This is a genomic window from Aeromonas sp. 600479 (assembly GCF_049175515.1).
In the GTDB taxonomy this organism is placed as follows: Bacteria; Pseudomonadota; Gammaproteobacteria; order Enterobacterales; family Aeromonadaceae; genus Aeromonas; species Aeromonas veronii_A.
In genome coordinates this window covers 124,828-149,763 of record NZ_JAAKVF010000011.1, presented here as the reverse complement: position 1 = coordinate 149,763, position 24,936 = coordinate 124,828, and the positions used below count along the sequence as shown (strand labels likewise).

Sequence of the window (24,936 nt, the reverse complement as noted above, 5' to 3'; positions counted from 1 at the left end):
AGGAATATCTTTATACCCACGGCCATGGTGCCCTGCAAGGCAATTCATGGTGCGGTGGAAGAGGAGAAAAAACGGGAGGAGAGAGAACTGGAGCCCTGCGAGTAACAGATGCAACTCGCAGAGCTTCAGGGGATCAGGCTGCCGTTACGGTCAACTCGTTGGTGACCTGCTCGGCAGGAGACAGGTGACACTCAAGCGCGGCCAGCTTGTCGCTGATGAGCTTGTAGAAGCGGTTGAGGGTGCGTTCCACCTCCACCTGATGCTTCTTGGGGATCGGCTTGTCGAGCCACTCACCATCGGCATTGTAAAAACCGAACTGATAGTGATAGCGGAACTGGTGATCGTCCTGCTCCAGCACCAGCCACCAGCCCCAGAACTCCCGTTTGTCCGGCGCCGGCTTGGCGCTGACACAGACCGACAGGCAGTCGAAACGATAATGCCCCTCTTCGCAGAGATCTTCGCGCAAATAGGGGCCAATGGCAGCAAACTGCCTCAGCAGTCGCTTGTAGGTCACTCTTTCAGACATGTTAACCTCCCTGTTAAACAAGCCGCGCCACCTCGGGATGGCGTCAGTTCTTTAGCGCAATGTCAGGTACACAAATGCTGTTTCAGCCACTCGACGATTTCGTCCAGAGCCTTGTCATACACCTCCAGCAAAGGCTGTTTGTCGAATACGATGGCCTTGCCGTTACGACTGGCCGCCGCCAATGCCCGTACATCCTGCTCGGGACAAATGAAATCTCGCTTGTGTCCAATACTCAATATCGGCACTGAGGTGCGAGTCCCCAGTAATCCTTGTGTTTTAAGTGAAAATACCTGGCACTTGGTACGCATGCCGTCCCACTGCGCTGCATCCGCCCCCAACCGGTTGGCCAGACTGTCCCGCATCATGCGCGGACACTTGGCAAACAGCTCCTGATTGGTAAACACCTGATTGACCCCGGCGCCGACACAGACCACAGTCCGCAGCTTGAACGGTTCGATAAACGCCAATCTGGCTGCGATATTGCCCGCCAGACGCATCCCCACCATGGCGATACGCTGATGATCGACCCAGGCCACTTCGGAAAGGTAATGGAGCACCGCCTGATGGAGGCGGCTGGTATCCTGCACCAATGGCCAATGCTCGGCATAGCCAATCCCGGGCATATCGAGGGATAGCATGCCGATACCGTTGGGCTCGAGCCGTTTGAGATAGAAGTTGAGGAAATCGAGCTGCAGGGAGTCGATCCCGCCGCTGATGATCACCAGCGGCACCGGCTTTTCGGTAGTCGGCAGGTGGAGATAACCCTGAATATGCTTGCCGCGAAAAGGCACCTGGATCTCTTTGAGCGGAACCTTGAACAGCCGACCCGCCTCGCGATAGGCCATGTTGCCAAGCAGCTGGGCCTGATCCGCCAGCTCATCGTCTTTGAGATGAGGATAGCTGGCGATGGAGTAATAGCGTACCGCCTTGAGTAACTGTTTCAGGGCGCCAGCATTATCCCCCAGCTCGCGCAGTGCGCGCCCCTGCTTGAAATAGTTGCCAGCCACCTGACTCCACTCGTAAATCCAGTTGCCGGGCACATAACCCTTGATGGTATCGAGATAGCAATCGTGGGTGCGTTCGCCACTAGCCATGGCGATGCGGGCCAGGGTTTGCTCCACCTCGATGGGATCAGCCCCCTGCCAGGCCCAGGAAGGACGACGCAACAGACGATACCAGCTCTTTGACATGGAGCCGTCGATAAACATCTCATCTGACTCGGCTTCCGCCAGGTCAGCCGCACTGGAGTTGGAGATCTCGGATGTTTCCAATACCTTCTTGACGCGGGTAAAGAGCTGTTCGGTCAGGTTAAGGTCTTCGTTCAAGTCCAAGATAGTGTCTCATTCATATCAGGCAATGGTTCATCTTAACCACTTTTGCCGCCACTCAGCCACCCCGCAACAGATTGATAGACAAAAAAACAGGGCTCCAAATTGGAACCCTTTGAAACCATTATTGACAGTTACGGCCAATGGACGCAGCGAGCGTCACATCCCGTTTCCGTTACTTTTCGTCGCAGATCGGTGTAGCGAACTCCAGCGCCATATCCCACGGCTGTTCGATCCAGGTATCCTGCGGGATCGCCACTTCGAAATCGTCCAGCAGCGCTTCGCCCATCGGCTTGGCGAAAATCGCGATGAACTTGGCTTTCGGGTAGAGCTCGCGGATCGCCTTGGCGGTAGTGCCGGTGTCGACCAGATCTTCCACCACCAGCCAGCCTTCGCCGTCACCAGCGGTGGTGGCAGCCTTCACGACCACCAGCTCGCGCTGGCTGTCATGGTCATAGCTGGAGATGCAGAGGGTTTCCACATTACGAATGCCAAGTTCACGGGCCATCAGGGCTGCGGGCACCAGGCCACCACGGCTGACCGCGATGATACCTTTCCACTGGCTGACAGGCAGCTGACGACGGGCCAGACGGCGAGCTTCACGTTGCAGGTTGTCCCACGACACATAGAATTTTTTAGGCATAGTAATGAACTCAACGACTTATAGTTAAAACAAAGGGTTATGACGCAACGGTGCGCCGTGTTATGCAATGCTTACGTAATTCTGCCGCCACTTTGCCGCCATTTTTTGCCTATGAGTGAGGGCTGGCCAGAGGGTTTAATCTGACCGCGTCATCAAGGTGATCGGGGGCAAAGTGTGCGTATCTCATGGTCATCGTGATGCTGCTGTGACCGAGGATGCGCTGTAGGACAAGGATATTACCACCGTTCATCATGAAATGGCTCGCAAACGTATGCCGCAGGACGTGAGAAAGTTGCCCTTCGGGCAGTTTTACCCCTGAATTTTCGGCGGCGTATTCGAATGCGTCATAGCATGGGGGGAACAGCTTGCCCTCATAGAGGCCCCGCTTGGGGATGAGTTCATAGAGTTCTGGCGAGATAGGGACCGAGCGATTGCGCTTGCTCTTGGTCTGGGTGAAGGTCAGCCGGTATTTGCTCACCTGGGATCGGGTCAACCCCTGCACCTCAGACCAGCGGGCGCCGGTGGCCAGACAGAGCTTGACCACAGTGGTCAGGGCCGGAACGCGGGACTTGGCACAGCTGGCCAGCAGCAGGTCGATCTCGGCCGCCGTCAGAAAAGACATCTCGTTTTCTTGGGTCTTCACCTTGCGCAGCCCCGTCAGCGGGTGGGGATTGACCCACTCCCCCAACCGGATCAGCTCGCCGAACACCGCATTGAGCAGCCGCTGCTCATCGTTGACCGTCTTTGGACCTGCCGCCCTGTCTCTGCATCGCCCGGGAAAGATGATGGCCCCAGTGAGCCGCCCCTCGCGGTAGGCAGCAAAATGGCTTTTGTTGAAATCGACGGCGTAGGGGTCACCCATCGCACCGGCCATCAGGTCGAGCTTGCGCCTGACCTGATCCCCCGCGACCAGCGTCTGGCCGTGCAGGCGGTACCACTGCTCGATGATGTCGGATAACCGGCGCTTATCTTCGGTCACCTTGTTGGCCGTCAGCCAGGGGTTGCTGTTGCTCTCTTCGAGTAGCCACTTTTCCCACACCTGCGCCTCGCCCTTGGTGGCGAACCGCTTGCGCTTGCGGGGGCCGTCGCGGCCTTGGGGATAGACTTCGGCAAGCCAGGGGCGCGGCTTGCCGTCATCGAGTTTGCGGACTGTCATTGGCCTAGCCTGTTACCTCTTGCTCTTGGCAGCAGAGACCCAATCTTTTACCGGGACTACTTCACCAGAGCTGAGTAGCGTGACATCCAGAATAATTGATTCTGTTTTGAACGTTCTCAACGCCTTCCGCTCGTGACACCAGCCTTTTATGTGCGTATTGGTAACCTGACTGACGCTAACTTCTCGCTGAGAGAAATCACCCTTGCTGTCGATGTAGGAGAATGCGATTTCCATCAGGTCAGCGCGTGAGTAATGGCTTAAATCTAACTTTGAGTTACTTGTACCTTTTTTAGAAAAGACAGGCCCAGAGGTGTTACTTGGCCTATGGGGATTGGCAGTTTTGTTTTTTTTGGTCGCCTCTTTTTTGTTGGCAAAATAACCAATTACAAAAAGAGCAACCAATACCCAAAAGACTATTTCCATTAACGTTGCACCATTATTTGCTGACGGTTATAAGCCAGTCATGTTCCATACCGGAAACGTTAACAGATAGGCCATTGATGAACTGCTTGCCGGGCTTAATTTCACCGGCGATAACATCATCGACAAGCTGGCCATCAGTGCCAGTAATTACGCTGACTAACTTCTTGGCGATGCCATTGGCCGTAGCATTTTTGGCTTCATAACCAGCCTCGGGGAATGTGCGCAAAGCGACGTTGATGCGGGGAGGGTTATCTCTGAACTCGATCGCCGCATCAGGGCTTTCTTGCATGTAAAAGCCATGCCCATCTTCAAGGCCATAACGTCGAACGGTTGTTAATCCTGACTCTTTCAGAATCGATGCTTCATCAAGCACCGGTGCAGTGACTGCTTGAGTCGTGGCGGTATCGGAAGAGGTGGCACTATTGCCATCGCAACCAGCCAATAACACAACGCCAAGCACCGCAGCAGATATAAAACGCATCACAAAACCCTCTTAGATATCAAAACTTTTTCCCAGCCCATGCCACGCGGCCAACGATGTGCACATCGGCCCGCTGCTCTTTGGTGACCACTTGGGTTTCATAGCCGGGATTGTCGGAAATCACCTTGATGCCGCCGAGCACATCGAATTGCAGCCGCTTGACCAGCAGACTGTCACCGATGCGCAGCACATAGAGGCCATCACGCAGCGCGTCACCGTTGCACAGGTTCACCAGGATGATGTCGTTATTACTGATGGTGGGCTCCATGCTGTCACCCTTGGCGCGGATCACGGCCAGCCGTTCGGGGGATAAACCCTCTTTCTTGAGCCATTCGGTACGGAACGCCATCGGCTCGGTTTTCAGTTCTTCAGAAACAACCGAACCAAAGCCAGCAGAAGCAAACACCTGATAGCAATCGACCAGCGTGTAGTCATGCATCTTGCTGTTGAAAGAAGCGGGTTCTTCAGCCACCGCAGTTTCATCTGCTGGGCCAGTAACATAAGACGGGACTGCGGGGAGTTCTGGAACCTGCTCTGGTCGCTCACCAATACCCAAACACATCCACAGAAACAGGTTCGGCTCATGGCCGCAGATCTGAGCTACCAAGCCAACGGATGGCATCGTTTCGCCAGTGACGTACTTACGAAGTACTGCATCACTGACACCGACACGACGGCCGAAAGACCTATAGCTCTCCCTGCCAATCATAGCTTCCATCCGTTTTGCAAACCCCTTCATATCGAATGCAGTGCCGTTAAGAATCTCCATTTTTTTGCGAGCCTCAGGTTGTTTTGAGATCTACCGGTTGCGCAATGCTGCGCGGCGGTGTATCTTCACCTAAAAGTCCCGTTGAAACCCAAAGATTGCGAGTCACAGGTTGCAACGTTCTAGTGGTGATGAAAAATTGACGCATAGGGGCGCAGTATGACGCAACAAGGCATTAAAAAACAGCCCAAAGGGGCTGCTGTAAAACCGATGGGTGAAACATCTAACCCGTCCGGCGAACCGATGGAAGTCGTATTGCGCGAGCTGGCGGCCATCAAACAGAGCCTTGCGCTCTCCCAACTGCCAGCCATTCCGCTGGAAGCCTTCCTCAACATGCTGCGCGATGACTTCAGTATCGATCTGCCGGTGCGTACCGCTCAGGCGATGATTGCTGATGGCCGTATCCCGCAGATGCCGAAACTTCGCCCCACCGACAAGCCGTGGGTCAATCTGGTTCGCTGGCGTGAAATGGCTAAAGAGCCATCCAACTATCTGCATATGGCACATGAAAACTCCCGTCACCGCATAGCCAAACCTGCAACCACCAAGTCAAAGCAGCAGCGAGCTGCTTAACCTAACGGTAGCGATTGAGCACAGGGGGTTAAAGTGTCTACCAATAAGCCTAGCGCACACACCGGATTTGCGAGCGCCTGCGACCGATTTAAAGCAGCGCACGACCTTGAGGCCATTGCACACGCGATCGGCATGAGCGGCCATGTGCTGCGCAACAAGTTCAATCCGGCGCAAGAGCGGCACAAGTTGACCGCGACCGACCTGATCGACATCTACCGCGTCACCGGTGACGACACCCTGTTTGATGGCCTGCTGTTTGATTGCCAGCTCACCGCCGTTCGCCTGCCTTCTTCCGATGCGGTGATCCAGCCAGAGGCCCGCGCCCAGCAGGCGCTCAACGCTGGCGCCAGCATCCTTGGCGTGACGGCTCAGGCTACCCAGGTGCTCACCGCTGGCCGTGTCACCAAACACCATCGCAATGCGGTGATGACCGGGTTAATGGCGGGCATCGAGCACATGGTGCTGCTCGCCACCGAAATCGAACAGAAATTCAACTCAATCCCCACCCTCGCCTGTGCCGCTGACATGGCGCGCGCCAGCCTGGGCGCATAGGAGAACACCATGAGACTGAAATGCCCCCACTGCCGCCACCAAGCAGGCGTTCGCAAAAGCAAAATGATTACCCCGCTGATCGGCGAGGCCAAATACCAGTGCAGCAATGTCGATTGCGGCCACAGCTTCAATGCGATGTTTGAAATCACCGCGACCATATCCCCCAGCGCGATGCCAAACCCAAGCATCGTGCTGGAAATGTCTCCACGTGCCAAAGAGCTGGCAAAAGCGCGCCAGTTCCCAGCCGTGGAAATCCTCAGAAACAAGGCAAAGGAGACTGCCCAATGAGACTACGCGCCGAGCAGCCGGGGTTGATCCCGCTGCCGTTTTTGCTGATGACCCGCGCCACCGTCGTGAGCGATTGCGACGAGCCAGTGATGCGCAACACCACCCGCTTTGATGGCAGCTATCTGGAAGACCATCAAGGCCGTCGCGGCACCCTGCGCTTTGCGCCGCGCCCGCACTGGCTGACCCAGCTGCTGCAGGCATAACCGGAGGGCCACCCCATGAACGCAACAGCAAAGGTAATTCCGCTCGTTCAACAGACCAACGCCGCAGAAGTGGCACTGGCAGAAATGCGCGCCCGCTTCGGCCGCAATGGGGCGGCCAGCCGCTGGTCACGCCTGCCGACTCGGGCCCGCGCCGTCATCTGTTATGCCGCGGGGATCTCACCGTCGGCAGCAGCGCAGGAGCTGGGCCAGTTCGAGTTTGACCAACAAGAAGCAATCCGGCTCGCACTGGGCGACCTGCTCGCCACCCTGCGGGAGTTTGATGGCTCGGTGCTGCACCGCCGCGAATGGCACCGCTCCGCCCGCCACATTGATGGGCCGACACGCAGCGAGCTGGAACAGGCAGAGCTTGAGAATAAGCGCCGGGCAGAGCTGAACGCTCAGGCCCGCGAATTGGAGAACCGCTTAGCGGTTGCAAGGAAAGTGGTCAGAAACGGCCAATAAAAAACCCCGCTATCGGTGTTGGCGCACCAGCGGGGCTTTCAATCAATCAGCGAGGTAACCCTCATGAACAATCTTACAGCAGAACAGGCGATCCGCAAAGTAGCGAACAGCCTCATTAATACCCACCGCCCCCAGCTGGGGGCATGCCATAGCACCGCCGTAGAAGCGAGCCTTGAGGCGTTGGCAGAGCTGGCCGACGAGTTGAGCCTGCTCGACATCTACGCCGAGCTGACCAAGCGCCTCGAGATCCTGCAGGGTGGCCAGCGGCCGCCGGTGCTGGTTGGCAGTACGCCATCAGACGATTTCGCTTTCCTCAAGCTGTTCAACGAGTTCGCCATCGCCAACCCGCGCGACGCCGACGAATGGCTGTTTACCGATGCCAAAGCCTGCTTTACGTGGCAGGACGATGAGCGAGGGCTGGTATTCCTGCCGCCAGAGGTTGTCGTGCAGCTGGACGATGATGAACTGCCGTTTATGGACGGCCCGCACATCATCGGCGTGGATATGGCCGCGCCTGACCATGATGTCACCGTGGAGTGCCTGTTCCATCCGCCCTTTGCCCACGCGCTGCAAGGGGGTGCCCAATGATCGCCATCACCACCAAGCACACCGCCCCATCACCGGCCGCTGCCGTCGCCTATCTGGTGCGTCACGGCTACATCAACGTGAAAAACAGCTGGCTGCGTGGCCAGCGTCAAGCCGCCCGCATCGAGCTGCTGCCGTCTGGCCGCGCTCGGGTTCTGGAAGGAGTAGCAGCATGAGCGACCTGTTTGAACTGGAGCCGCCCGTTGATGAGCTGGGCAACTGCGAAGCGGGCCCCGCACATCTGCAGGCCCCTGCACCGGTCAGCCAGCTGACCAAGCACTGGGAAGTAGCACAGGAGGAGTTCAACACCTCCGGCAGCGATGCCAAGCACAACCGCAATATCACCAAGGAGCTGCTGGCACTGGGCGCCATCCGCGCCGTGTACTGGCTGGCCGTCGGCAGTGCCGAGCTGGCACTGGCAAAAGAGATCGCCGAGTGGTGGGCCGAATGCGAACCACTCCACGGACTGGGGGAGACCATCAAATGAGCCATCAAATGCACGAAATTATCAAAGATGACGACGGCGTAAATGCTGTGTTCAAGGCTGATATTGCGGCGAAGAACTTCATTATCACTGTGCATAGAGAGGCGCTTCGTCAGATTCAGCGTCAACTGATCATGTTGCGCAGAGCGAATCAGCCTAATACCAACGTTTATGCCATTAAGTCACTGCTCGCTGCCTGCCGCCGTGAAAGGTTAACTATCGCTACTTGTTTGGACATGATCGCGTTTCAAGAAGGCCTGCTGGATGAGAAAGCTGGTCGAGATGCTGCCATCGAAAATGGAACTTTCCTTGAGTGGTTGGGATGGGAACCCTGCGACCAACAAAACGGACTGGGGGAGACCATCCAATGAGCCATCAACAGCTGATCGACGTGTGGATAAACCGGATGCTGAACGCCAGTAACGAGCTGCGAGACCTGCAACGTGACTTGCTCGACCTGCGCAAAGATGGCCCCCACGGCCAGCGCACTCCGGCAAAAACCCATCTGACCCTGTGCCGTCTGGCCCGCCGTTCGGTTAAGGCGGCATCCAGCAAAGTCCGCTCTCTCCACATCGGAGGCGCCATCTAATGACTCACCAAAAAACAGCCGGGCATGCCCCGGCTTTGGGCATCGTGCGCCCTGCATTCCGCATCAACCCTACAAGCAAGGTCACGCTGGAGCCATGCACCAAGTGCAAACAGACCGCTGTTTGCCTGCCGGTGGCTGGCCGTCACGGTCGCCGCGCTTATCCCTACTGTGTCGAAACCTGCTGGCCACTGGCCCGCGCTGCCAGTGAAACCGTGGTGAAGGTTGAACCAGCAAGCCGCCCGCTGATGCGCTGCAGCTGCTGCGGAGAATTCGGCCATGTGCGGCCGGTGATCCTGTCTGGAGATCGCCTGACAAGTCTCGTTTTCTGCGAGCGCGCATGTTGGTCTGACCGTCTGGCCAAGCTGGAGCAAGTCCCCACCTGCGGCCAGTGCGGCCGCTATCTGCAACCGAACGAATACACAAACGGCAAGTGCGGAGTGTGCAAATGAAAGCCATTATCGATACCGCTGTTAACCCCATGGTTGAGTGGCTTACTCAGGGGTATGGCCTTTGCTGCTCGCTGTCGTGGGGCAAAGACAGCACTGTAGTGCTGGCGCTGATGCTGGAGGCCATGAAGCGAGCCAAGGCGGCAGGGGTAACTCTGCCTAAGTGCTTCGCCATCACCAGTGACACAACCATCGAGAACCCGGCTCTGGATGCGTACTTTGAGCACATGGCTGGCGAACTGGAGATGTTTTGCGCCAGAGAGGGGCTGCCGATGGAATACCATCAGGTATCCCCGCCGCTTTCCGCCACATTCCACTATGTCACCGTGGGGCGCGGCAAACTGCCGCGTTACCCGGGGATGAGCCGTGATTGCAGCGTGGACTGGAAGATTGAGCCCATCATCAAGGCCAAGAAGGCTCTGGCCAAGGAGGCTGGGCACCAGATCATCAGTCTGGTTGGAACCCGCTTTAGCGAGTCGGAGGAGCGCGAACAGCGCATGACCGAGCGCGGAGATGAGGCTGGCAAGATCCTCACCAACCCAGATGGTGACCTGTACGCTACCCCGATCGCCGATTGGGATGAGGTCGATGTCTGGACCCTGCTCCAGAAGTGCGATCAGCGTATGGGGCGCCAGCTGATTACCTCATTCACCAAGCATTTTGACCTGCTGGTGTCGCTCTACAAGGACGCGAACGGCGGCTGTGTGTCTGGCATGGCGGACAAGCAGCTCAACAGCTCGGCCTGTGGCGCACGGTTCGGGTGCTGGGCCTGTGTCGCTACCGGTGATCGTGACAAGTCGTTGCAGGCCATGATTGCCAATGACCGCGGAACCTATGGTTATCTGGAGCCCATTGCCAAGCTGCGTGACTGGCTGTTTGGCATCCGTTGGGACATGTCACGCCGTGAGTGGCTCGGGCGATCAGTTGATAAGGAGACGGGCTATATCGTCCTGCAACCTGACTACTTCAACTTCGTCACCCGCCGCGACTTGCTGCGCTTCATGCTGACTATCGATGCGGATGAATGCGCATGGGCTGATGAGCATAACGACGGCTTCCCACGGTTCCAGCTGATCAAGCCTTGGCAGCTGGTCATCATCGACTTCATTTGGTCTGTATACCGGGATGCTCGTCACGCATTCGGCGCGCTGTATGAGTACCACAACATCATGCGTTGCGGCCGCCGCTATTACCCGCCATGCACACAGCCAACCCAACAGGTGAAGATCCCATCACGGCGCTGGTTCAAGCCGCCAGAGGGAATAGCTCCTCCGCACGGAATTGGCGGCCTAACAGACCCCGCCCACATCTACGCAATGCAGCACGCAGGAATTGAGGCGCCAACCATCACCGATCGCCTGACCGGCAAGGAAAAACCAATCCTGTCGTTTGAAGCCTCACAGGAGATGGACATCGACAAAACGGCGGCTCTTGAGTGGCTCGAGCACTTCATCAGCAACCCTATAGCCATTGACTGCACGGGGGAGGACCCTGCAGAGGCAATCAAGTTCTATCTGCACAACCGGATCGTGACCATCAGCAAGGGACAGCCTGCCAGCCTGGACGAAATCATCCAGCGCGCGGAGTTCTGGCAGCGCCTGCAGCGAAAGCTCGGGGTGATGGATATCCAAGCCTATGCGCTTGAGCACTCCATCACTGACGACGAGCACAACGCCATCAAAGGCAATTTTCCTGTTGAGTTCCAGCTTGATCTGTTTCGGGAGTACGCCGCATGAACGAATCCATCACCAACCTGTGCGGTATCCAGCTGCCGCCGAAATACTGCACCGGCTTTGATGCCATCCAGATGGGTAAGGCGGCCAACCAGCTGGCCCGCGTCGAGTGGCACGTTGCCAAGCCGCTGGCAAAGACCTACCTGCGCCGCTACCCAGCCAACCACAAGACGGCAAACGTCTGGCTGCGCCGGATGGTGGATGCCTGCGCCACCGCGCAATCCCGCTTCCCGATCCCGGTGCATCACCTGCGCAACGACATTCGCCGCGAGCTGGTCGCCGCCGAGTGGGCCCGCCGCTGCCAGCAGTTGCTGATGACGGGCGCGAACGAGCGCACCGCCGCCGAGCTGCTGGCTGATCTGGGGGCGCAGGCGCAGGCGTGGCACTTCTGCCCGCCCCTGCCGAACGACCCGCGCACAGCCGCCAGAAAACTGCTTGGCCGCCAGCTGACCGACGAAGAGCGGGCAGATATGGAGCCAGCTGTTGAGAAGTTCGAAGGGGCCGCCGCCAGCCTGCTTGTGCGCCTGCTCGATGAATCGTGGTGGCTGCGCAAGATTAACCGCGCCTGGGCAGTCTATTGCGAGCTGATCGCCATCTTCACCGGTCAGGTGCGCAAGGGGGTTAGCCCCTACGCCAGCGCCCACGCGGTGCGCGAGTTCACACAGCGCAAGGCAGCACAACAGGCGTGGATGGCGAGCATGAGCGCCGTCAATGAGGAGCTGGGGCAAGAGATTGATCTGGCCGACGCCATCATGGGGTCGGTAGCCAACCCCGAGATACGCCGTCATGAGCTGTTTGTGCGGATGCGCGGCTTTGAGGATTTGGCGCAGGAACAGGGCAAGCTGGGCCTGTTCCTGACCCTGACCGCGCCGTCTGGCTATCACGCATGGCGCCAGGGCACGCAAGACAAGAGCAAGACCTACCAGAACGAAGATTTCAACGGCAGCACCCCGACCGAGACCAACCGCCTGTTGTGCAAACAGTGGGCCCGCTTTCGTGCCGCACTGGCCCGCGAGGGGATCATGGCCTTCGGCTTTCGGGTGGCGGAGCCGCACCACGACGGAACCCCGCACTGGCATTGCCTGCTGTTTATCGATCCGGTTCATCAGAACGACTTCTTGACCCTGCTGGCCTACCACTTCACCGATTCAGCCCGGGCAGAACTCAAGATGCCAAACGGCGATCTGCTCGACCAGCTGGCCAAGATGAAAATCCGCAACAAGCTGCCGCGCATCAAGTGGTTGCTGGATGTGAACGACAAGGCGGTGGTGAAGGCCATCAACCCGCGCGTGAACTGGAAGGAGATCGACCCGACCAAGGGCAGCGCCACCGGTTATATCGCCAAATACATCGCCAAGAATATCGACGGCCATAAGGTCGGGATGGACTACGAAGCCGAGGCGCCGATTGACCATACCACCATCGCGGTCGCCGCCTGGGCAAGCTGCTGGCGCATTCGCCAGTTTCAGCAGATCGGCGGGCCGTCTGTGTCGGTCTGGCGCGAGCTGCGCCGCCTGGGCGATGAGGTGATTGAATGGGATTGCGTGCTGGAGGCTGCCCGCTATGCCGCTGATAACAAGCAGTGGGGCCGCTTTATCGAGGCGATGGGCGGCATCGAGACCCCGCGCAAAGACCACCTGATCAAGCTCTCAAAGCGTCTCGACGAAGCCGCCAACAAATACGGCGAGGATGTGCTGCGCCTGATGGGGGTGATCTCCGACGTGGGCCAAACCACCGCCGTCACCCGAACCGACGGCTGGCAGATAGTGCGCAAGGGTGCCGCTGTGTCGTGTTTGGGCGAGCAGCGCGAGCCTGCAGTTGGCGAGCGCAGCGAGTTGCACTCAAGCGGCGGCAGCCGCGCCCCTCGGAGTTCTGTCAATAACTGTACGGAAGGATCCAAAAAGGGGGTTAAAGGATCCGCTCTGGCTAAAGAGCTGAGCCGTATGGGTCTTGATGTGAGTAACGAAGACCTGCTGTTGCGGGGCTGCATCATCAACGCCGACGGCCAATATGTGCGACTGGTCGGAGATCGGTTGATTGTGACCCGCAACTGGCCAGGGGCAGGCGATGCGGTAGCCGACCAGCTGACCGCAGAGGTCGAGGCCGAGCTGGCCCGCAACCGTGCCGCCAGCAGCAGCGAGCTGAAACAGCAGGCCCGCGAGCTGATGCACAACGGCGGCAGCGTGACCGACTGGCTGGCCAGCCTGCCGCTGCAGCAAGCCGATGAGGCGATCGCCACCCTCACCCGCTTGGTGGATGACGAAGAGGATCGCGGGCGCTATCAGCCCACCGAACAGGAGCAGGCCCGCGTTGCGGCCTTGCACGCCGACAACCAGCACCACAGCGCAGAGATTGCCAAGGCGCGGGCGCGCCTGGTCGTTGAGCAAGCATGAGCGGCAGCAGGATTATCAAGAAGAGAGGGAGCTCTCAGCCAACCGAGTATTTCAGTTGCGGCTTGTATTTCTTTTGATGAACTGACCTGCCAAGCAGGTATAAACTTCTCCAAACGGAGCTTTATAGGAAATCAATCAGATGGAACGCCTGAAAGACTTTTTTGCTTCACTAATTATGGAACCGGAAGTCATGAAGTTTTTCGGTGGCATCCTGATGATGGTCTCTTCTGCAGCGTTATTGCTTGGAATGAGATCTCTTATGTTCGAGCACCGTCTTGAACGAGCATTTAGCCGGATCCTTTCTATCACTGATGGCAAAGCTAACCTGCCAACACCACCTGGTTTGTTCGATCAATGGCCACTTATTCAAGCCATGGTGCCAGAAACAGTCATTGGGTTCGTCATTTGGCTCACCTTCCTAGCCACAGGGTGGGTCATTGTTAGTTATGGCAAACAGATCGATCGCATGTTCTGATTTGTCACAATATCACTTCACCACTGGCAGCTCGTCGATCGCAGTGGTATAGCGGGGGCTTAACTGCTCCCGCTTCATCATCCACTCCCGGGTGTCGCGGCCACGGGCCGCAAAGTAGACCTTACCCAGCCGCCCCTGGTTGATCTTGTCGATGACCTGCATCAGCGCCTCGCTGCGCGGGGATGGCTGCTGTGCGGCGAACAGGTCGCCCTGCTGCATGCTGGCGGGGGTGAAGTCGGCCAGCATGACACCCCCTTTCTGGTATCGCTGCTCATCGCGCCAGATGCGCGGGAGCAGCTCCGGGATCAGAGCCAGCAGGGCCCGGGTGTCATGGGTGGGCGTGGCCAGCTTGGTGCTCACCTGGTTGCCGTAATAGGGCTCCCGGTCGCTGAACGGGCTGGTGCGGATGAACAGGGTCACGTGTCGGCAGCACATCCCCTCCCCCCGCAGCTTCTCGGCGGCCCGCTCCATGTAGCCGGCCAGCGCCTGGTGCATGGGGCCGATCTGGGTGATTCGCTCGCCGAAGGAGCGCGAGCAGATGATCTGCTGCTTGGCCTGGGCCTCTTGCTCCAGCTCGGCACAGGGGATCCCCCGTAGCTCCTGCACCGTGCGCTCGACCACCACGCCATAGCGGCGCCGCAGAGCCTTGGGATCGGCGGCGACCAGATCGGCCACCGTCTTGATGCCTTGTGCCTCCAGCTTGGCCGAAAGCCGCCGGCCAATACCCCATATCTTCTCCACCGGGGTAATCGCCATGAGCCGAGCTCGCCGCCCTTCATCACGCAGATCCACCACGCCACCGGTGGCCGGCCACTTCTTGGCGGCATAGTTGGCAAGCTTGGCCAGGGTCTTGGTGGGGCCGATGCCGACCCCCACAGTCAACCCAGTCCACTGCTGCACCCGCTCGCGGACTTGGAGGCCATAGGCCACCAAGTCGCCCGCCCAGGACTCGCTCAGTTCGATAAAGGCCTCGTCGATGCTGTAGACCTCTACCGCCGGGGCCATTCCTTCCAGAATGGTCATCACCCGGTTCGACATATCACCATAGAGGGCATAGTTACTGGAGAACCATACCCCGCCCAGGGCCTCGAAGAACTGGCGGATCTGAAAGTACGGCACACCCATCTTGATGCCAAGCGCTTTGGCCTCTACCGAGCGGGCCACCACGCAGCCATCGTTGTTGGAGAGCACCACGATGGGCCGCCCCTTCAAGTCAGGGCGAAACAGCCGCTCGCAACTGGCGTAGAAGTTGTTCACATCGACCAGGGCGACGGCGCAGCGCTTGTTCATGGGGTATCCACCTGATGCACGATAAAAGACACCACCCCAAAAATCTCCAGCTCCTGCCCCTCACTGAAATGAATGGGCCGATATGCCGGGTTGCCTGGGAGCAAGGCGACTGTGGGCTCAAGCTGCAGCTCCTTGACCGTGAACTCGCCATCGACCGCGGCGACCACCACGCTGCCGTGGCGCGCCTTGCGGCTGCGGTCGACGACCAGCAGGTCACCATCGCGGATCCCATGGTCCACCATGCTGTCACCGGCCGCCCGCACAAAATAGGTGGCCGCTGGGTGGGCAACACATAGCTGATTGAGATCGATGGTCTGCTCGGTGTAATCCTGCGCCGGCGACGGAAAACCGCAGGCAACAGGTGAGAGGAACAGGGGGATCTCTAACAAGGGGGCATCAGGGGTAGGTTGAGCAAACATGCTGGCGACCTCGAAACAACTGTATTTATAAACAGTATAGCAAGACGCCAAAACCGGATCACCGTGCGGCGTTTGGCTCCGGAATTAGTTGAGCGACACAACTAATGATCCTGAGAACACCGCAACCAAAGGAGGGGGATGAGATGTCAAGCTGACCCAATAAGCAACAAATTGTTGCTCATTTTTGAATGAAAGTTATACTGACGACGAGCCGTCAAACCAACGAATCGACAAACCAACGAACTGACAAACCAACAAACCAACAAACCAACAAACCAACAAACCAACAAACCAACGAACCGACAAACCAACGAACCGACAAACCAACGAACCGACGAACCGACGAACCAACGAACCGACGAACCGACGAACCGACGAGAAAATAGGATAATGAACATGGCTCAAACAGTACGCTTAGACGATGACTTCATCGCCGACGTGAAAATCCACGCGTCTGCTGCACATCGCTCTTTGCCGAAGCAGATTGAGTACTGGTCAAAGATCGGCCGCATGGTCGAGGACAACCCAGACCTGCCTTTTAGCTTCATCAAAGACGTGATGCTTGCTGCGGAGCAAATCAAAGAAGGGCAAGTAACTCGCTATGTCAGAAGAACAAAACGAGATTGAGGTTTTTGAGTCTAGCCTGTTTAGCAAGCAGCTCAAAAAGCTCTCTGCAAATGACCTGAAAGTAGTGGAAGACGAGATTGACCGGGTGATTGACGACCCAGAGATCGGCGAACAGAAGAAGGGGGACCTGTCGCACCTGCGTGTACACAAGTTCAAGCTCAAGGGGCAACAGGTACTCTTAGGATACTCCTGGAAAGACGCAGAACTGCAGCTCTACCTGCTGAGCGTTGGCCCTCATGAGAACTTCTATGACGCACTGAAAGAACGTCGCAAGGCCGATTTGAAACTGATCGGTTGACTAAAATGGGCCCGCTCGGGCCCATTCTTTTCCGCTAATGAGCAGTACTCTCCAAGAACGAGGTAGCGATGAGTTTTAACCTGTGTGACCTGCCGCCAGCAGAGAAAGCGCTGATAGAAGTAGACAAGGCCGCAGCCTATGCGGTGTGGAAGGAACGAAACGGCCATCTGGCCACCGCCGAACTGGACAGCAGCGCATTCAAAGGCCATGAGCTGGAGGTGTTCACCAAGGCGCTGGCCAAGTACCGCGCCAGATAGTGGTCACCATCGAGACAACCAGTAAAAGCCCCTCATGCAGGGGCTTTTTATATTAATTGCATATATTTTACATATGCTTTTTATATTTAAGGTAACAAAGCAAGCATTTAAATATCCATCCGGCTCTTGAATAACCACACCACTATTTAAAATACTGCACCACTATCAAAATATTCAGGGTGTATCGTTGATAATTTTCAAGACTTTAAATGGTGTTTAAAGGTGGTTTAAATGCCGTTTAAAGATTTGATGAGCAAGAAGCGTACAAAACCAGTGGTAGCAAGGGTTTTGCTCAATCGTCTAGTGTCTAGTGATCAATTCACTCGCGTGATTAAGCGCCTTGGCTTTGTCGGGTTGACCTATTTTCTGGTGCGGGATGGAGGTCTTTTATTTGCGTATAACATCAAAAGATAACAGATAGGTGTTATTACTCATGATGTGAGATTAGGATGTTTGACTTGCAATAAACAACCTGTCTATCATGCGGCAAAACTTAGTTGCTTAAAACAAAAATCCAGCCATGCCGGAGGGGGTTATTTTGCCTGAAAATAAATATATCTCAGTGAGAGATTTTTATCGCGCCAGAACAGACAGCGAGCAACCTGCCGATCTCAGCATCGCAGATGGGACATTCGTGTCACACAAGGGGCTCATGAGGAAGGATGAGACATGGAGGTGAAGGTATTTGCGGCCCTGCCAATCAGGCTGTATTGGCGATAGGGTATTTTTGTCAGAACACATCTGTGGTCTTCGGAGGCCCCATGCAAGAGAAGCTCGAATCCATCTTGAAAGACGTCCAAGAGATGCGCTACTTGGTTAGAAAGTTGACAGTAACCGAGACACCAGAGGATCTAGGGATAGTGGAAAACTTGATGGAAAGAGGAACCAAGCGGATAGAGAAAAAAGCTCTTCAACTTTTGAAAGGATCTGACGGAAAGTGAAGGATCGCCAAAAGGATCTGGAAAGCTGCGCGCGGCCAGTGCTGGCGTGGGGAGCTGGTAACCGGCACCAGTCTTTCACATGAATGGAAATCGACACATAAAGCGGGCAGGCGAGGCGGGGGGTCGATTGCGCGCGCTGGGTGTTAAGGGAGCCTTCGAGGCTTCGCTCATACACTCAGATGCGTATGGAAGGAGCTCGGGAGTGTGGTTGCCCGGGGATAACCGACGTTGGCCAGGAATGCGATTGGTGAGGTCTGGCAGAATGGAAAATCAGCCAAAGCAAAGCCCCCTGAAGATGGGGGCTTTGAATTAAATCATGGAGGAATTTGGAGGAATTCCGATTTGAAGATAGTCGGTATTCTCAACTTTGCACTGTCAGACCTGCCAGCTTGTAGGGGTTGAACCTGATCACCTCTTCCCCTGCCCAGTCGTTGATCTGCAGCAGGCTGGCCTTGAGGCTGTCCACCTCGTTCACATCGAACACCTGGGCGGCCTTGGTCACATCACCGAAACCGCCGGTATTGTTCGGCATCACCCCCATCAACTGGGGCGGTACCCGATGGGTCGCCAGCTGGTCGTCGCGGCTCACGTTCTTGATGGAGAGAAAATCATCCTTGGCCGCAACCTCGGCCACCGGGATCAACTTCACCCCGTCTTTGCTACCGTTCGGGGTGTAGAGCAACAGGTTGCGGAAGTTGCCGGGGCCCTTGCTCTGGCGCAGCGCCTCTTTCAGCTTCTTGATGTCGTCCTCGTTCTGCACCGCGTCGGTGATGTGCATGATGAACCCGGCATGGCTGCCGTTCTCGTAATACTTGCGGCGGAACAGCGTGGCCGACTCGTTCAGCAGTGTCGAGTTCAGGCCGCCAACATAATCGGGGATGCCGTAAATCTCCTGGTTGATGTCGCTCTCCATCACATGGCCCACCGAACCGATCTGCATCTGCTGCTCCTTCCCGAGCTGCGCAATCCACCAATAGGCATCAAGATCCACCCCGCGCCGCACATACTTGGCCCGCAGATGGTCATAGCGCAACACCCCGCCCAGCCGGTTCAGCACCGCGTGGGGGTAGCAATTTCCGAAAATCAGATAGTCATTCACCAGACCGGTGAACGCCGTCAGGCTCAGTTTGGGATGTGGCACAAAGCAAGAGCGCAAGATGTTGCGCTTCACCTGAATAGCAGAGGCATGATGCACCCCGGCACGATAAACCCGCGCCAGCCCCTGCAAACTCAGCGGCGGCTCATACCAGCGGCCGTTGTGCATCGCCTCCAGGTAATCGAACACCTCCCGCTGACTCAGCACCGGCACCGGCTCGCCAAAGGAAAACGCCTCGATCGCATCAGCGGCGGGCGCTTGGGTCGCCGTCACCGGCGGGGTCTTGCGCGGATTGCGGCGCTTTGTCATGAAAAAATCTCCATCATGCTGGTATTGGTACCGTTGGCGCCTGCCAGCGGCTCATGTAACAGGGCATGCATGGTTGCCCATGCGATATCGGCGTGGCTGGTCTCCTCGGAACGGCTCGCCTCAAACGTCGGCATCTTGCCGCCAGCGGTCACCCCGCGGCGAATGCTCATAAACGCCTGCGCAAGGTCAGTCATCCCGCTGTCAAACTCAAGCCGCCCCTTGTTCATCACATCCTGCGCCTTCATCACCATCTGAATCTTCACGCTCGGGTTGTACTGGATGGAGTGAACCGCCGGATAAAACTGCTTAACCAGCTGATAAACCCCCTCCCCGATCCCCGTCGTGTCGATGCCGATATAGGCCACGTTGTAGCGATCGCACATGGTGCGAATGGCCCGCGCCTGCGCGTCAAAGTCCATCCCCTGCCAGCGGTGGCGCTCCAGCACCCGAAACTTGCCGCCGGGCACCGCAGGCGGCGCCAGCACGGCACAGCCTGCGCTGTCACCCTGCCCGCCCTTCGCCGGGTCATACCCGATCCACACCGGCCGGTTACCCATTGGCCGCATCGCGTGGGGCTTGTAGTCCTCCCACACCTCCCAGCTGTCAACCATGCAGCGCTGCAGCGTGGCGAGCGGGAACACGCTGGACGTGTCATCCATAAACTCGCACATCAGCAGATTGCGGTACTCCTCCTCGGAATACTCGCCGCGCAGCTGGTCCAGGTCGAACAGGTCACAACCACCACGCACCGCATCCTCAACCGTCACAATCTGCCGCCACTGACCATCAGCGCACAGCTTGCCGCTGGCCAGATTGGCGTGGCTAAGGTCAATCTCGACCCGATCGGCCTTCGCCTTGCCTCGGTTGAAGTTGGCACCAGACCAGAACGAATACGCGGGGTGTGACAGGCTGGACGGGGTGGAGATGTAGGTCTGGCGCCACTTCTTGTGCATCGCCATGCCGGAGGCCACCTTGCGGAACTCCAGAAAGCCATGGATCCAGAAATACTCATCCATGTAGATGTTGCCGTGGTAGCTCTGCGCCGTGCGGGCGTTGGTACCGAGGAAGTAGAGGTGCGCCCCGTTCGGGAAAACGAGAGGGTCGCCTTTCAGCTCGACACCCTCCTCCTTGAAAAACTGAATGATGTACTGCTTGAACACATGGGCCTGAGCCTTGCTGGCCGACAAGAAAATCTGATTGCGGCCAGTCACCAGCGCGTCGATAGCCGCCTCGAAGGCGAAAAAGTAGGTTGCCCCGATCTGACGCGACTTGAGCAGGTCACGGATCCGGTACTCAAGGCCAGCCTGATACCAAACCCGCTGATAATCGAACATCGTCGACTCGAACCGCTCAATCAGCCGCTCTTGCTGCTCGGGCTCCACCACATTGCGCTCTGGCGCCTTCTTCGGCCCCTTATTGCGGTTCGCCACCTTCGGGTTGAGATCGGCCTCATTGCCGCCGTTGCTATACCTGTTGACCCGGGCGACCCGCTCCAACTGGCGGCCCAGTAAGTCAATCTCCTTGAAATCGCCACCGGTTTTCATCTCCTTGGCGATCAGCTGGCACAACCTCGCCTCAAGCGCGAAATCGACCCGGTCAATCGGTTTGATGTCATCCCAGCCGTCGCGCTTCTTCCAGGTCGAAACTGTCCCCTCCGGCGTCTGCAGCAATTCAGCAATGGCGCGGAGCGGGTAGCCCTGAAAGAACAGGTGCATGGCCTGCCGTCTGGGTTCGATATGGGGGAAAAGTAAGGGTGCTGTAGTCATGGCGACAGCCTACCGCCCGTCAATGCCGAAAGGATGGCTGCGCGGGTGTGTAGGCGCGCCACACACCCGCAACCGATTGAAGGATTTAGCGCACCAGACAGACCATGAGCCCGACCAGAAACCCAATTCACAAAGGGATCCCAGCATGCCTAAGTCCAAATTTTTCCGCGTCGCCGTCGAAGGGGGCACGACCGACGGGCGCACCATCACCCGCGAATGGATTGAACAGATGGCCGCGCGCTACAACCAGTCCACCTATGGCGCGCGGGTCAATATGGAACACATCAGGGGCTATGACCCCAACGGTCAGTTCAAGATGTACGGCGACATCACCGCAGCCAAGGCCGAAGAGGTCGATCTGGAAGGTGAAAAGCGTCTGGCCCTGTTCGTGCAAATCGACCCGACCCCCGAACTGGTCGAACTGAACAAGAAGCGCCAGAAGGTTTACACCTCCGTCGAAATCCACCCGAACATGAACGACAAAGGCGCCTACCTCATGGGTCTGGCCGTCACCGACAGCCCGGCAAGCCTTGGCACCGAAATGCTCCAGTTCTGCAGCAAAGCGAAGGTAAACCCGCTGGGCGATCGCAAGCAGCACAAGGAGTGCCTGTTCACCGAAGCGCTGGAAACCGTCATCGAATTCGAAGACGACAGCGACAAGGGACCAAGCCTGGCTGAACGCATCAGCTCCTTGTTCAGCAGCCACAAAAAACAATCGGCCGCAGATTTCAGCGACGTCCATCAGGCCGTCGAAGCTGTGGCCAAAGAAGTCACCACCATCAGCGCCGACCTGCAAAAGCAGTTCAAAGAGCAGGCCACCACCATCACCGAACTGACCAGCAAGCTGGAAGGCACAGAAAAAGAACTGGCCGACCTGAAAACCTCGCTGGAACGCCAGGAAGATTTTAGCCACAAGCGCGATCCCGCCACCGGTGGCGATGGCACCACCACCGTATCCACCGATTGCTAAGGAGCATCATCAATGCGTAACGAAACCCGTGTGAAGTTCAACGAATACACCGGTCAGCTGGCCAAGCTCAACGCCATCACCAGCGCCATGGTGCAATTCAACGTGCAGCCGAGCGTCCAGCAGACGCTGGAAACCAAAATGCAGGAGTCGGTCGAATTCCTGCAGATGATCAACGTCATCCCGGTCAACGACATGAAAGGCGAAAAGGTGGGCGTTGGTATCAGCAGCACCATCGCTGGTCGCACCGACACCACCACCAAAGACCGCCAGCCCAACGATCCGAGCGCCCTCTATGACCACAGTTATGAGTGCGCACAGACCAACTACGACACCATGATCGGCTATGCCAAACTGGATGCATGGGCCAAGTTCCCCGACTTCCAGACCCGCATCCGCGACGCCATCATCACCCGTCAGGGGCTTGACCGCATCATGATCGGCTGGCACGGCACCAGTGCAGCCAAAGACACCGATCGCAATGCCAACCCGCTGCTGCAAGATGTCAACATCGGCTGGCTGGAACATATCCGCCAGGACGCACCGGCCCAGGTCATGAAAGAGGTCAAGCCGGGCAGCGGCAAGATCTACATCGACCCGACCAATGGCGACTACAAGAACATCGACGCAGTGGTGTTCGACGTCGTCAGCGAAATGATCAAGCCGTGGTATCAGGACGACACCGATCTGGTGGTCATCTGCGGCCGCAAACTGCTGTCTGACAAGTATTTCCCCATCATCAACGACGCGGGCGACAACCAGAACAAGCTGGCCGCCCAAGTGCTGGTGAGCCAGAAGCAGATCGGCGGCCTCAAGGCCGTGCGCGTCCCCTTCTTCCCAGACAACGCCATGCTGGTCACCAAGCTGGAAAACCTCTCCATCTACTGGCAGGAAGGCGCCCGCCGCCGCCACATCGAAGAAGAGCCGAAGCGCAACCGCATCGTCAACTACGAAAGCTCCAACGATGCCTACGTGGTTGAGGATTACGACTGCGCGGCGCTGGTTGAAAACATCGTCATCGCACCGAAACCGGCCGCGTAAGGGGAATGACATGACATCACCAGCCCGCGCTCACCGCGAACGCATGCTGGCCGCCCTGCAAGGGGCGGCTTCTCCTGAACAGGACCGCACCGCCGCCAACGCCTACGAACTCCAGCTGATGCAGTTGGCAGAACACCGCCGCACCCTCAAGGGCATCCAAAGCATCGAGCGCAAGATTGACGCCAAGCGCACCATGCTGGCCACCTACAAACCGTGGATTGACGGCCTGCTGGCTGCCGATCGCGGCGGTCAGGATGACGTACTTGTGACCATCATGCTCTGGCACCTCGACACCGGCGATCTGGAAGGGGCCTTCAACATGGCCGACTACGTGATCCGCCATGGCCTCAACACCCCAGACCAGTACGACCGCACCGCCCCCACCCTCATTGCCGAAGAAGTGGCCGACACCGCCATCAAACTGCAAGAGGCGGGCACCGGCCCCAGCTATGGCCTGCTCTCTGCCTACCTCGAACTGCTGAAAGAGTCGGACATGTTCGACCAAGTCCACGCCAAGTTGCACAAGGCGGTGGGCCGTGCCGCACTGGCCGAAGGGTTCAAAGAACCGGCAGCCGAGCACTACCGCCGCGCCCTCGAACTGCACGACAAGGTGGGCATCAAAAAAGAGCTGGAAGTGCTCGAGCGCGACATCAAGAAGGACAAAGAAGCCGAACAGGCAGCCAAGGCAGAGGCAGAACAGGCAGCAGCAGAACAAGCCGCCAAAGACGCCGAGCAGCAGGCCACTGAAAACGGCACCACCGAACAGCAAGGCCCCGCCGACGGCGAGACCAGCTAACCGAGCGTACCCCGCACCCTGGGCGGCTCGGGCCTGACGAATGCCAACGGCATACCAGACGGCCCGACCACCGCCCAACAAACAGGGCAGGGGCAAGGAGCCGCCATGACATCAGGATTTCTCCCCACCAATCCGGCCAACAAAGACGAAGGCGAAGTATCCAGCGCCCCGTTCTGGCCGGTCATCAAACTCAAAGACCTGCGCGACATCATGCGCACCGACGGCACCATCACCACCGAACGGCTGCGCCATGCAGTGATTGACGCCGTCGCAGCCGTCAACAGCGATCTGAGCGGCTGGGCCATCAACCGCCAGAGCGAAGGATACGAACAACTGGCCGACGTGCCATCCCAGACCGTCAACGCCGAATCCGTGCTGGTTCACTGGTATCGCCGCGCCGTCTACAGCATGGCCCGCGCCAACCTCTACGAGCGTTACCTCGACAGCTCGGCCACCGCCGAAGCCGTCAAAGACACCGACGCCCGCGACCAGACCGCAAACGACCTCTACCGCGACGCCCGTTTCGCCATCCGCGACATCCTTGGCGAAACCCACACCACGGTTGAACTGATCTGATGCAACTGCGCGCCAAACAGGGGGAAACCCTCGACCTCATCATCAACCGGCACTACGGCTACACCGCGGGCATCACCGAACAGGTGCTGACCCTCAATCCGAGGCTGGCAGACAAGGGGCCCATCCTGCCGATGGGCACTCTCATCACCCTGCCGGATACCCCGACTCAAGCCGAAGCGCCCCTGATCCAGCTATGGGACTAACCATGAGCCGCCTCGACGACGAACTTGAACGACTGGCAGACATCAGCGAGCAGCAACTCGCGGCAAAAATCCACGCCGCCCGCATCAGCGGCACCGGCCCTCACTACTGCATTGACTGCGACGACCCGATCCCGCAGGAGCGCAGAGAAGCGATCCGGGGCTGCGAACGCTGCACCGACTGCCAGACCATCCACGAATTTCAACACGACCGCCAATTCGGCGGCAGACGATAACAACAGCACTA

General features: G+C 57.8%; 36 protein-coding genes. 25 read left to right on the top strand and 11 right to left on the bottom strand.

What is annotated here, in order from left to right:
- Window positions 1–133: 133 nt before the first annotated feature.
- The 7 genes from crl to G5149_RS13240 all read right to left on the bottom strand — a co-directional run bounded on the left by crl (window position 134) and on the right by G5149_RS13240 (window position 5,326).
- Window positions 134–526, bottom strand: a complete 393-nt coding sequence (gene crl / locus G5149_RS13270; protein WP_421212604.1) for a sigma factor-binding protein Crl — start codon at window positions 524–526, stop codon at window positions 134–136.
- 62 nt (window positions 527–588) lie between these two features.
- Window positions 589–1,857, bottom strand: coding sequence for an esterase FrsA (frsA, locus tag G5149_RS13265; RefSeq protein WP_421212603.1), 1,269 nt, complete (start codon window positions 1,855–1,857; stop codon window positions 589–591).
- Window positions 1,858–2,029: 172 nt separating this feature from the next.
- A complete protein-coding gene (gene gpt, locus G5149_RS13260; protein ID WP_005339007.1) occupies window positions 2,030–2,497 on the bottom strand; it encodes a xanthine phosphoribosyltransferase in 468 nt (155 codons plus the stop codon).
- Between the two features lie 109 nt (window positions 2,498–2,606).
- Complete coding sequence (locus G5149_RS13255) at window positions 2,607–3,653, bottom strand: phage integrase (RefSeq protein WP_199427901.1); 1,047 nt, start codon at window positions 3,651–3,653, stop codon at window positions 2,607–2,609.
- Between the two features lie 12 nt (window positions 3,654–3,665).
- The gene (locus tag G5149_RS13250; protein WP_421212602.1) at window positions 3,666–4,076 is read right to left on the bottom strand and encodes a hypothetical protein; all 411 of its coding nucleotides are present in this window, start codon (window positions 4,074–4,076) and stop codon (window positions 3,666–3,668) included.
- 13 nt (window positions 4,077–4,089) lie between these two features.
- On the bottom strand, window positions 4,090–4,557 hold the full coding sequence (locus G5149_RS13245) for a hypothetical protein (protein ID WP_421212601.1): 468 nt from the start codon (window positions 4,555–4,557) through the stop codon (window positions 4,090–4,092).
- A 19-nt stretch (window positions 4,558–4,576) separates the two neighbouring features.
- Window positions 4,577–5,326: a S24 family peptidase gene (locus G5149_RS13240; RefSeq protein WP_421212600.1), complete on the bottom strand. Its 750-nt coding sequence runs from the start codon at window positions 5,324–5,326 to the stop codon at window positions 4,577–4,579.
- A 240-nt stretch (window positions 5,327–5,566) separates the two neighbouring features.
- On the opposite strand from G5149_RS13240, the gene G5149_RS13235 reads away from it, so the two are divergent.
- The 14 genes from G5149_RS13235 (at window position 5,567) to G5149_RS13170 (ending at window position 14,106) form a co-directional block, all read left to right on the top strand.
- Window positions 5,567–5,896, top strand: coding sequence for a hypothetical protein (locus G5149_RS13235; RefSeq protein ID WP_421212599.1), 330 nt, complete (start codon window positions 5,567–5,569; stop codon window positions 5,894–5,896).
- 33 nt (window positions 5,897–5,929) lie between these two features.
- On the top strand, window positions 5,930–6,448 hold the full coding sequence (locus G5149_RS13230) for a phage regulatory CII family protein (protein WP_421212598.1): 519 nt from the start codon (window positions 5,930–5,932) through the stop codon (window positions 6,446–6,448).
- Between the two features lie 9 nt (window positions 6,449–6,457).
- A complete protein-coding gene (locus G5149_RS13225) occupies window positions 6,458–6,736 on the top strand; it encodes an ogr/Delta-like zinc finger family protein (protein ID WP_376902026.1) in 279 nt (92 codons plus the stop codon).
- Window positions 6,733–6,939, top strand: coding sequence for a hypothetical protein (locus tag G5149_RS13220; RefSeq protein WP_421212597.1), 207 nt, complete (start codon window positions 6,733–6,735; stop codon window positions 6,937–6,939). The genes G5149_RS13225 and G5149_RS13220 overlap by 4 nt, the downstream gene beginning before the upstream one ends.
- A gap of 15 nt (window positions 6,940–6,954) precedes the next feature.
- The gene (locus tag G5149_RS13215) at window positions 6,955–7,401 is read left to right on the top strand and encodes a hypothetical protein (RefSeq protein WP_421212596.1); all 447 of its coding nucleotides are present in this window, start codon (window positions 6,955–6,957) and stop codon (window positions 7,399–7,401) included.
- Window positions 7,402–7,464: 63 nt separating this feature from the next.
- A complete protein-coding gene (locus G5149_RS13210) occupies window positions 7,465–7,989 on the top strand; it encodes a hypothetical protein (protein WP_421212595.1) in 525 nt (174 codons plus the stop codon).
- Window positions 7,986–8,162, top strand: a complete 177-nt coding sequence (locus tag G5149_RS13205; RefSeq protein ID WP_201296126.1) for a hypothetical protein — start codon at window positions 7,986–7,988, stop codon at window positions 8,160–8,162. The genes G5149_RS13210 and G5149_RS13205 overlap by 4 nt, the downstream gene beginning before the upstream one ends.
- Window positions 8,159–8,473 (top strand): hypothetical protein, encoded by a 315-nt coding sequence (locus G5149_RS13200; protein WP_421212594.1) that lies wholly within the window; start codon window positions 8,159–8,161, stop codon window positions 8,471–8,473. The genes G5149_RS13205 and G5149_RS13200 overlap by 4 nt, the downstream gene beginning before the upstream one ends.
- Complete coding sequence (locus G5149_RS13195) at window positions 8,470–8,841, top strand: hypothetical protein (RefSeq protein ID WP_421212593.1); 372 nt, start codon at window positions 8,470–8,472, stop codon at window positions 8,839–8,841. Before G5149_RS13200 ends, G5149_RS13195 begins: the two co-directional genes overlap by 4 nt.
- A complete protein-coding gene (locus G5149_RS13190; protein WP_421212592.1) occupies window positions 8,838–9,059 on the top strand; it encodes a hypothetical protein in 222 nt (73 codons plus the stop codon). Before G5149_RS13195 ends, G5149_RS13190 begins: the two co-directional genes overlap by 4 nt.
- Window positions 9,059–9,508 carry a hypothetical protein gene (locus G5149_RS13185; RefSeq protein ID WP_421212591.1) on the top strand — a complete coding sequence of 150 codons (450 nt, stop codon included), beginning with the start codon at window positions 9,059–9,061 and terminating at the stop codon, window positions 9,506–9,508. The genes G5149_RS13190 and G5149_RS13185 overlap by 1 nt, the downstream gene beginning before the upstream one ends.
- Window positions 9,505–11,241 (top strand): phosphoadenosine phosphosulfate reductase family protein, encoded by a 1,737-nt coding sequence (locus G5149_RS13180; protein WP_421212590.1) that lies wholly within the window; start codon window positions 9,505–9,507, stop codon window positions 11,239–11,241. Before G5149_RS13185 ends, G5149_RS13180 begins: the two co-directional genes overlap by 4 nt.
- Window positions 11,238–13,631, top strand: coding sequence for a replication endonuclease (locus G5149_RS13175; protein WP_421212589.1), 2,394 nt, complete (start codon window positions 11,238–11,240; stop codon window positions 13,629–13,631). Before G5149_RS13180 ends, G5149_RS13175 begins: the two co-directional genes overlap by 4 nt.
- Window positions 13,632–13,770: 139 nt before the next feature.
- The gene (locus G5149_RS13170; protein ID WP_421212588.1) at window positions 13,771–14,106 is read left to right on the top strand and encodes a hypothetical protein; all 336 of its coding nucleotides are present in this window, start codon (window positions 13,771–13,773) and stop codon (window positions 14,104–14,106) included.
- A 12-nt stretch (window positions 14,107–14,118) separates the two neighbouring features.
- Here the strand turns inward: G5149_RS13170 and umuC are convergent, their stop codons facing one another.
- Entirely contained in the window at window positions 14,119–15,396 is a 1,278-nt protein-coding gene (gene umuC, locus G5149_RS13165; protein WP_421212587.1) for a translesion error-prone DNA polymerase V subunit UmuC, read from the bottom strand.
- On the bottom strand, window positions 15,393–15,815 hold the full coding sequence (gene umuD, locus G5149_RS13160) for a translesion error-prone DNA polymerase V autoproteolytic subunit (protein WP_421212586.1): 423 nt from the start codon (window positions 15,813–15,815) through the stop codon (window positions 15,393–15,395). The genes umuC and umuD overlap by 4 nt, the downstream gene beginning before the upstream one ends.
- Before the next feature lie 396 nt (window positions 15,816–16,211).
- On the opposite strand from umuD, the gene G5149_RS13155 reads away from it, so the two are divergent.
- The 5 genes from G5149_RS13155 (at window position 16,212) to G5149_RS13135 (ending at window position 17,938) form a co-directional block, all read left to right on the top strand.
- On the top strand, window positions 16,212–16,442 hold the full coding sequence (locus G5149_RS13155; protein ID WP_421212585.1) for a TA system antitoxin ParD family protein: 231 nt from the start codon (window positions 16,212–16,214) through the stop codon (window positions 16,440–16,442).
- Window positions 16,417–16,740, top strand: a complete 324-nt coding sequence (locus tag G5149_RS13150) for a type II toxin-antitoxin system RelE/ParE family toxin (protein WP_421212584.1) — start codon at window positions 16,417–16,419, stop codon at window positions 16,738–16,740. The genes G5149_RS13155 and G5149_RS13150 overlap by 26 nt, the downstream gene beginning before the upstream one ends.
- Window positions 16,741–16,808: 68 nt before the next feature.
- Window positions 16,809–16,997 carry a DUF3283 family protein gene (locus tag G5149_RS13145; RefSeq protein ID WP_421212583.1) on the top strand — a complete coding sequence of 63 codons (189 nt, stop codon included), beginning with the start codon at window positions 16,809–16,811 and terminating at the stop codon, window positions 16,995–16,997.
- A gap of 231 nt (window positions 16,998–17,228) precedes the next feature.
- Window positions 17,229–17,411, top strand: a complete 183-nt coding sequence (locus tag G5149_RS13140) for a hypothetical protein (protein WP_421212582.1) — start codon at window positions 17,229–17,231, stop codon at window positions 17,409–17,411.
- Between the two features lie 347 nt (window positions 17,412–17,758).
- Window positions 17,759–17,938 carry a hypothetical protein gene (locus G5149_RS13135; RefSeq protein ID WP_421212581.1) on the top strand — a complete coding sequence of 60 codons (180 nt, stop codon included), beginning with the start codon at window positions 17,759–17,761 and terminating at the stop codon, window positions 17,936–17,938.
- Between the two features lie 361 nt (window positions 17,939–18,299).
- On the opposite strand, the gene G5149_RS13130 is transcribed toward G5149_RS13135, so the two are convergent.
- Together G5149_RS13130 and G5149_RS13125 are read right to left on the bottom strand one after the other, a co-directional pair.
- Window positions 18,300–19,343, bottom strand: coding sequence for a phage portal protein (locus tag G5149_RS13130; protein ID WP_421212580.1), 1,044 nt, complete (start codon window positions 19,341–19,343; stop codon window positions 18,300–18,302).
- Window positions 19,340–21,109 carry a terminase ATPase subunit family protein gene (locus G5149_RS13125; protein WP_421212579.1) on the bottom strand — a complete coding sequence of 590 codons (1,770 nt, stop codon included), beginning with the start codon at window positions 21,107–21,109 and terminating at the stop codon, window positions 19,340–19,342. Before G5149_RS13125 ends, G5149_RS13130 begins: the two co-directional genes overlap by 4 nt.
- A 145-nt stretch (window positions 21,110–21,254) precedes the next feature.
- Between G5149_RS13125 and G5149_RS13120 the strand changes: the two genes are divergently transcribed.
- From G5149_RS13120 to G5149_RS13095, 6 genes are all read left to right on the top strand, one after another.
- Window positions 21,255–22,079 (top strand): GPO family capsid scaffolding protein, encoded by an 825-nt coding sequence (locus G5149_RS13120; protein ID WP_421212578.1) that lies wholly within the window; start codon window positions 21,255–21,257, stop codon window positions 22,077–22,079.
- Between the two features lie 12 nt (window positions 22,080–22,091).
- Window positions 22,092–23,117 (top strand): phage major capsid protein, P2 family, encoded by a 1,026-nt coding sequence (locus tag G5149_RS13115; protein WP_421212577.1) that lies wholly within the window; start codon window positions 22,092–22,094, stop codon window positions 23,115–23,117.
- 10 nt (window positions 23,118–23,127) lie between these two features.
- Window positions 23,128–23,913, top strand: coding sequence for a phage terminase small subunit (gene gpM / locus G5149_RS13110; protein WP_421212576.1), 786 nt, complete (start codon window positions 23,128–23,130; stop codon window positions 23,911–23,913).
- 105 nt (window positions 23,914–24,018) lie between these two features.
- Window positions 24,019–24,489, top strand: coding sequence for a head completion/stabilization protein (locus tag G5149_RS13105; protein WP_421212575.1), 471 nt, complete (start codon window positions 24,019–24,021; stop codon window positions 24,487–24,489).
- Complete coding sequence (locus tag G5149_RS13100) at window positions 24,489–24,692, top strand: tail protein X (protein ID WP_421212574.1); 204 nt, start codon at window positions 24,489–24,491, stop codon at window positions 24,690–24,692. Before G5149_RS13105 ends, G5149_RS13100 begins: the two co-directional genes overlap by 1 nt.
- Before the next feature lie 2 nt (window positions 24,693–24,694).
- Window positions 24,695–24,925 (top strand): TraR/DksA C4-type zinc finger protein, encoded by a 231-nt coding sequence (locus tag G5149_RS13095; RefSeq protein ID WP_421212573.1) that lies wholly within the window; start codon window positions 24,695–24,697, stop codon window positions 24,923–24,925.
- The last annotated feature ends 11 nt before the right edge of the window (window positions 24,926–24,936 follow it).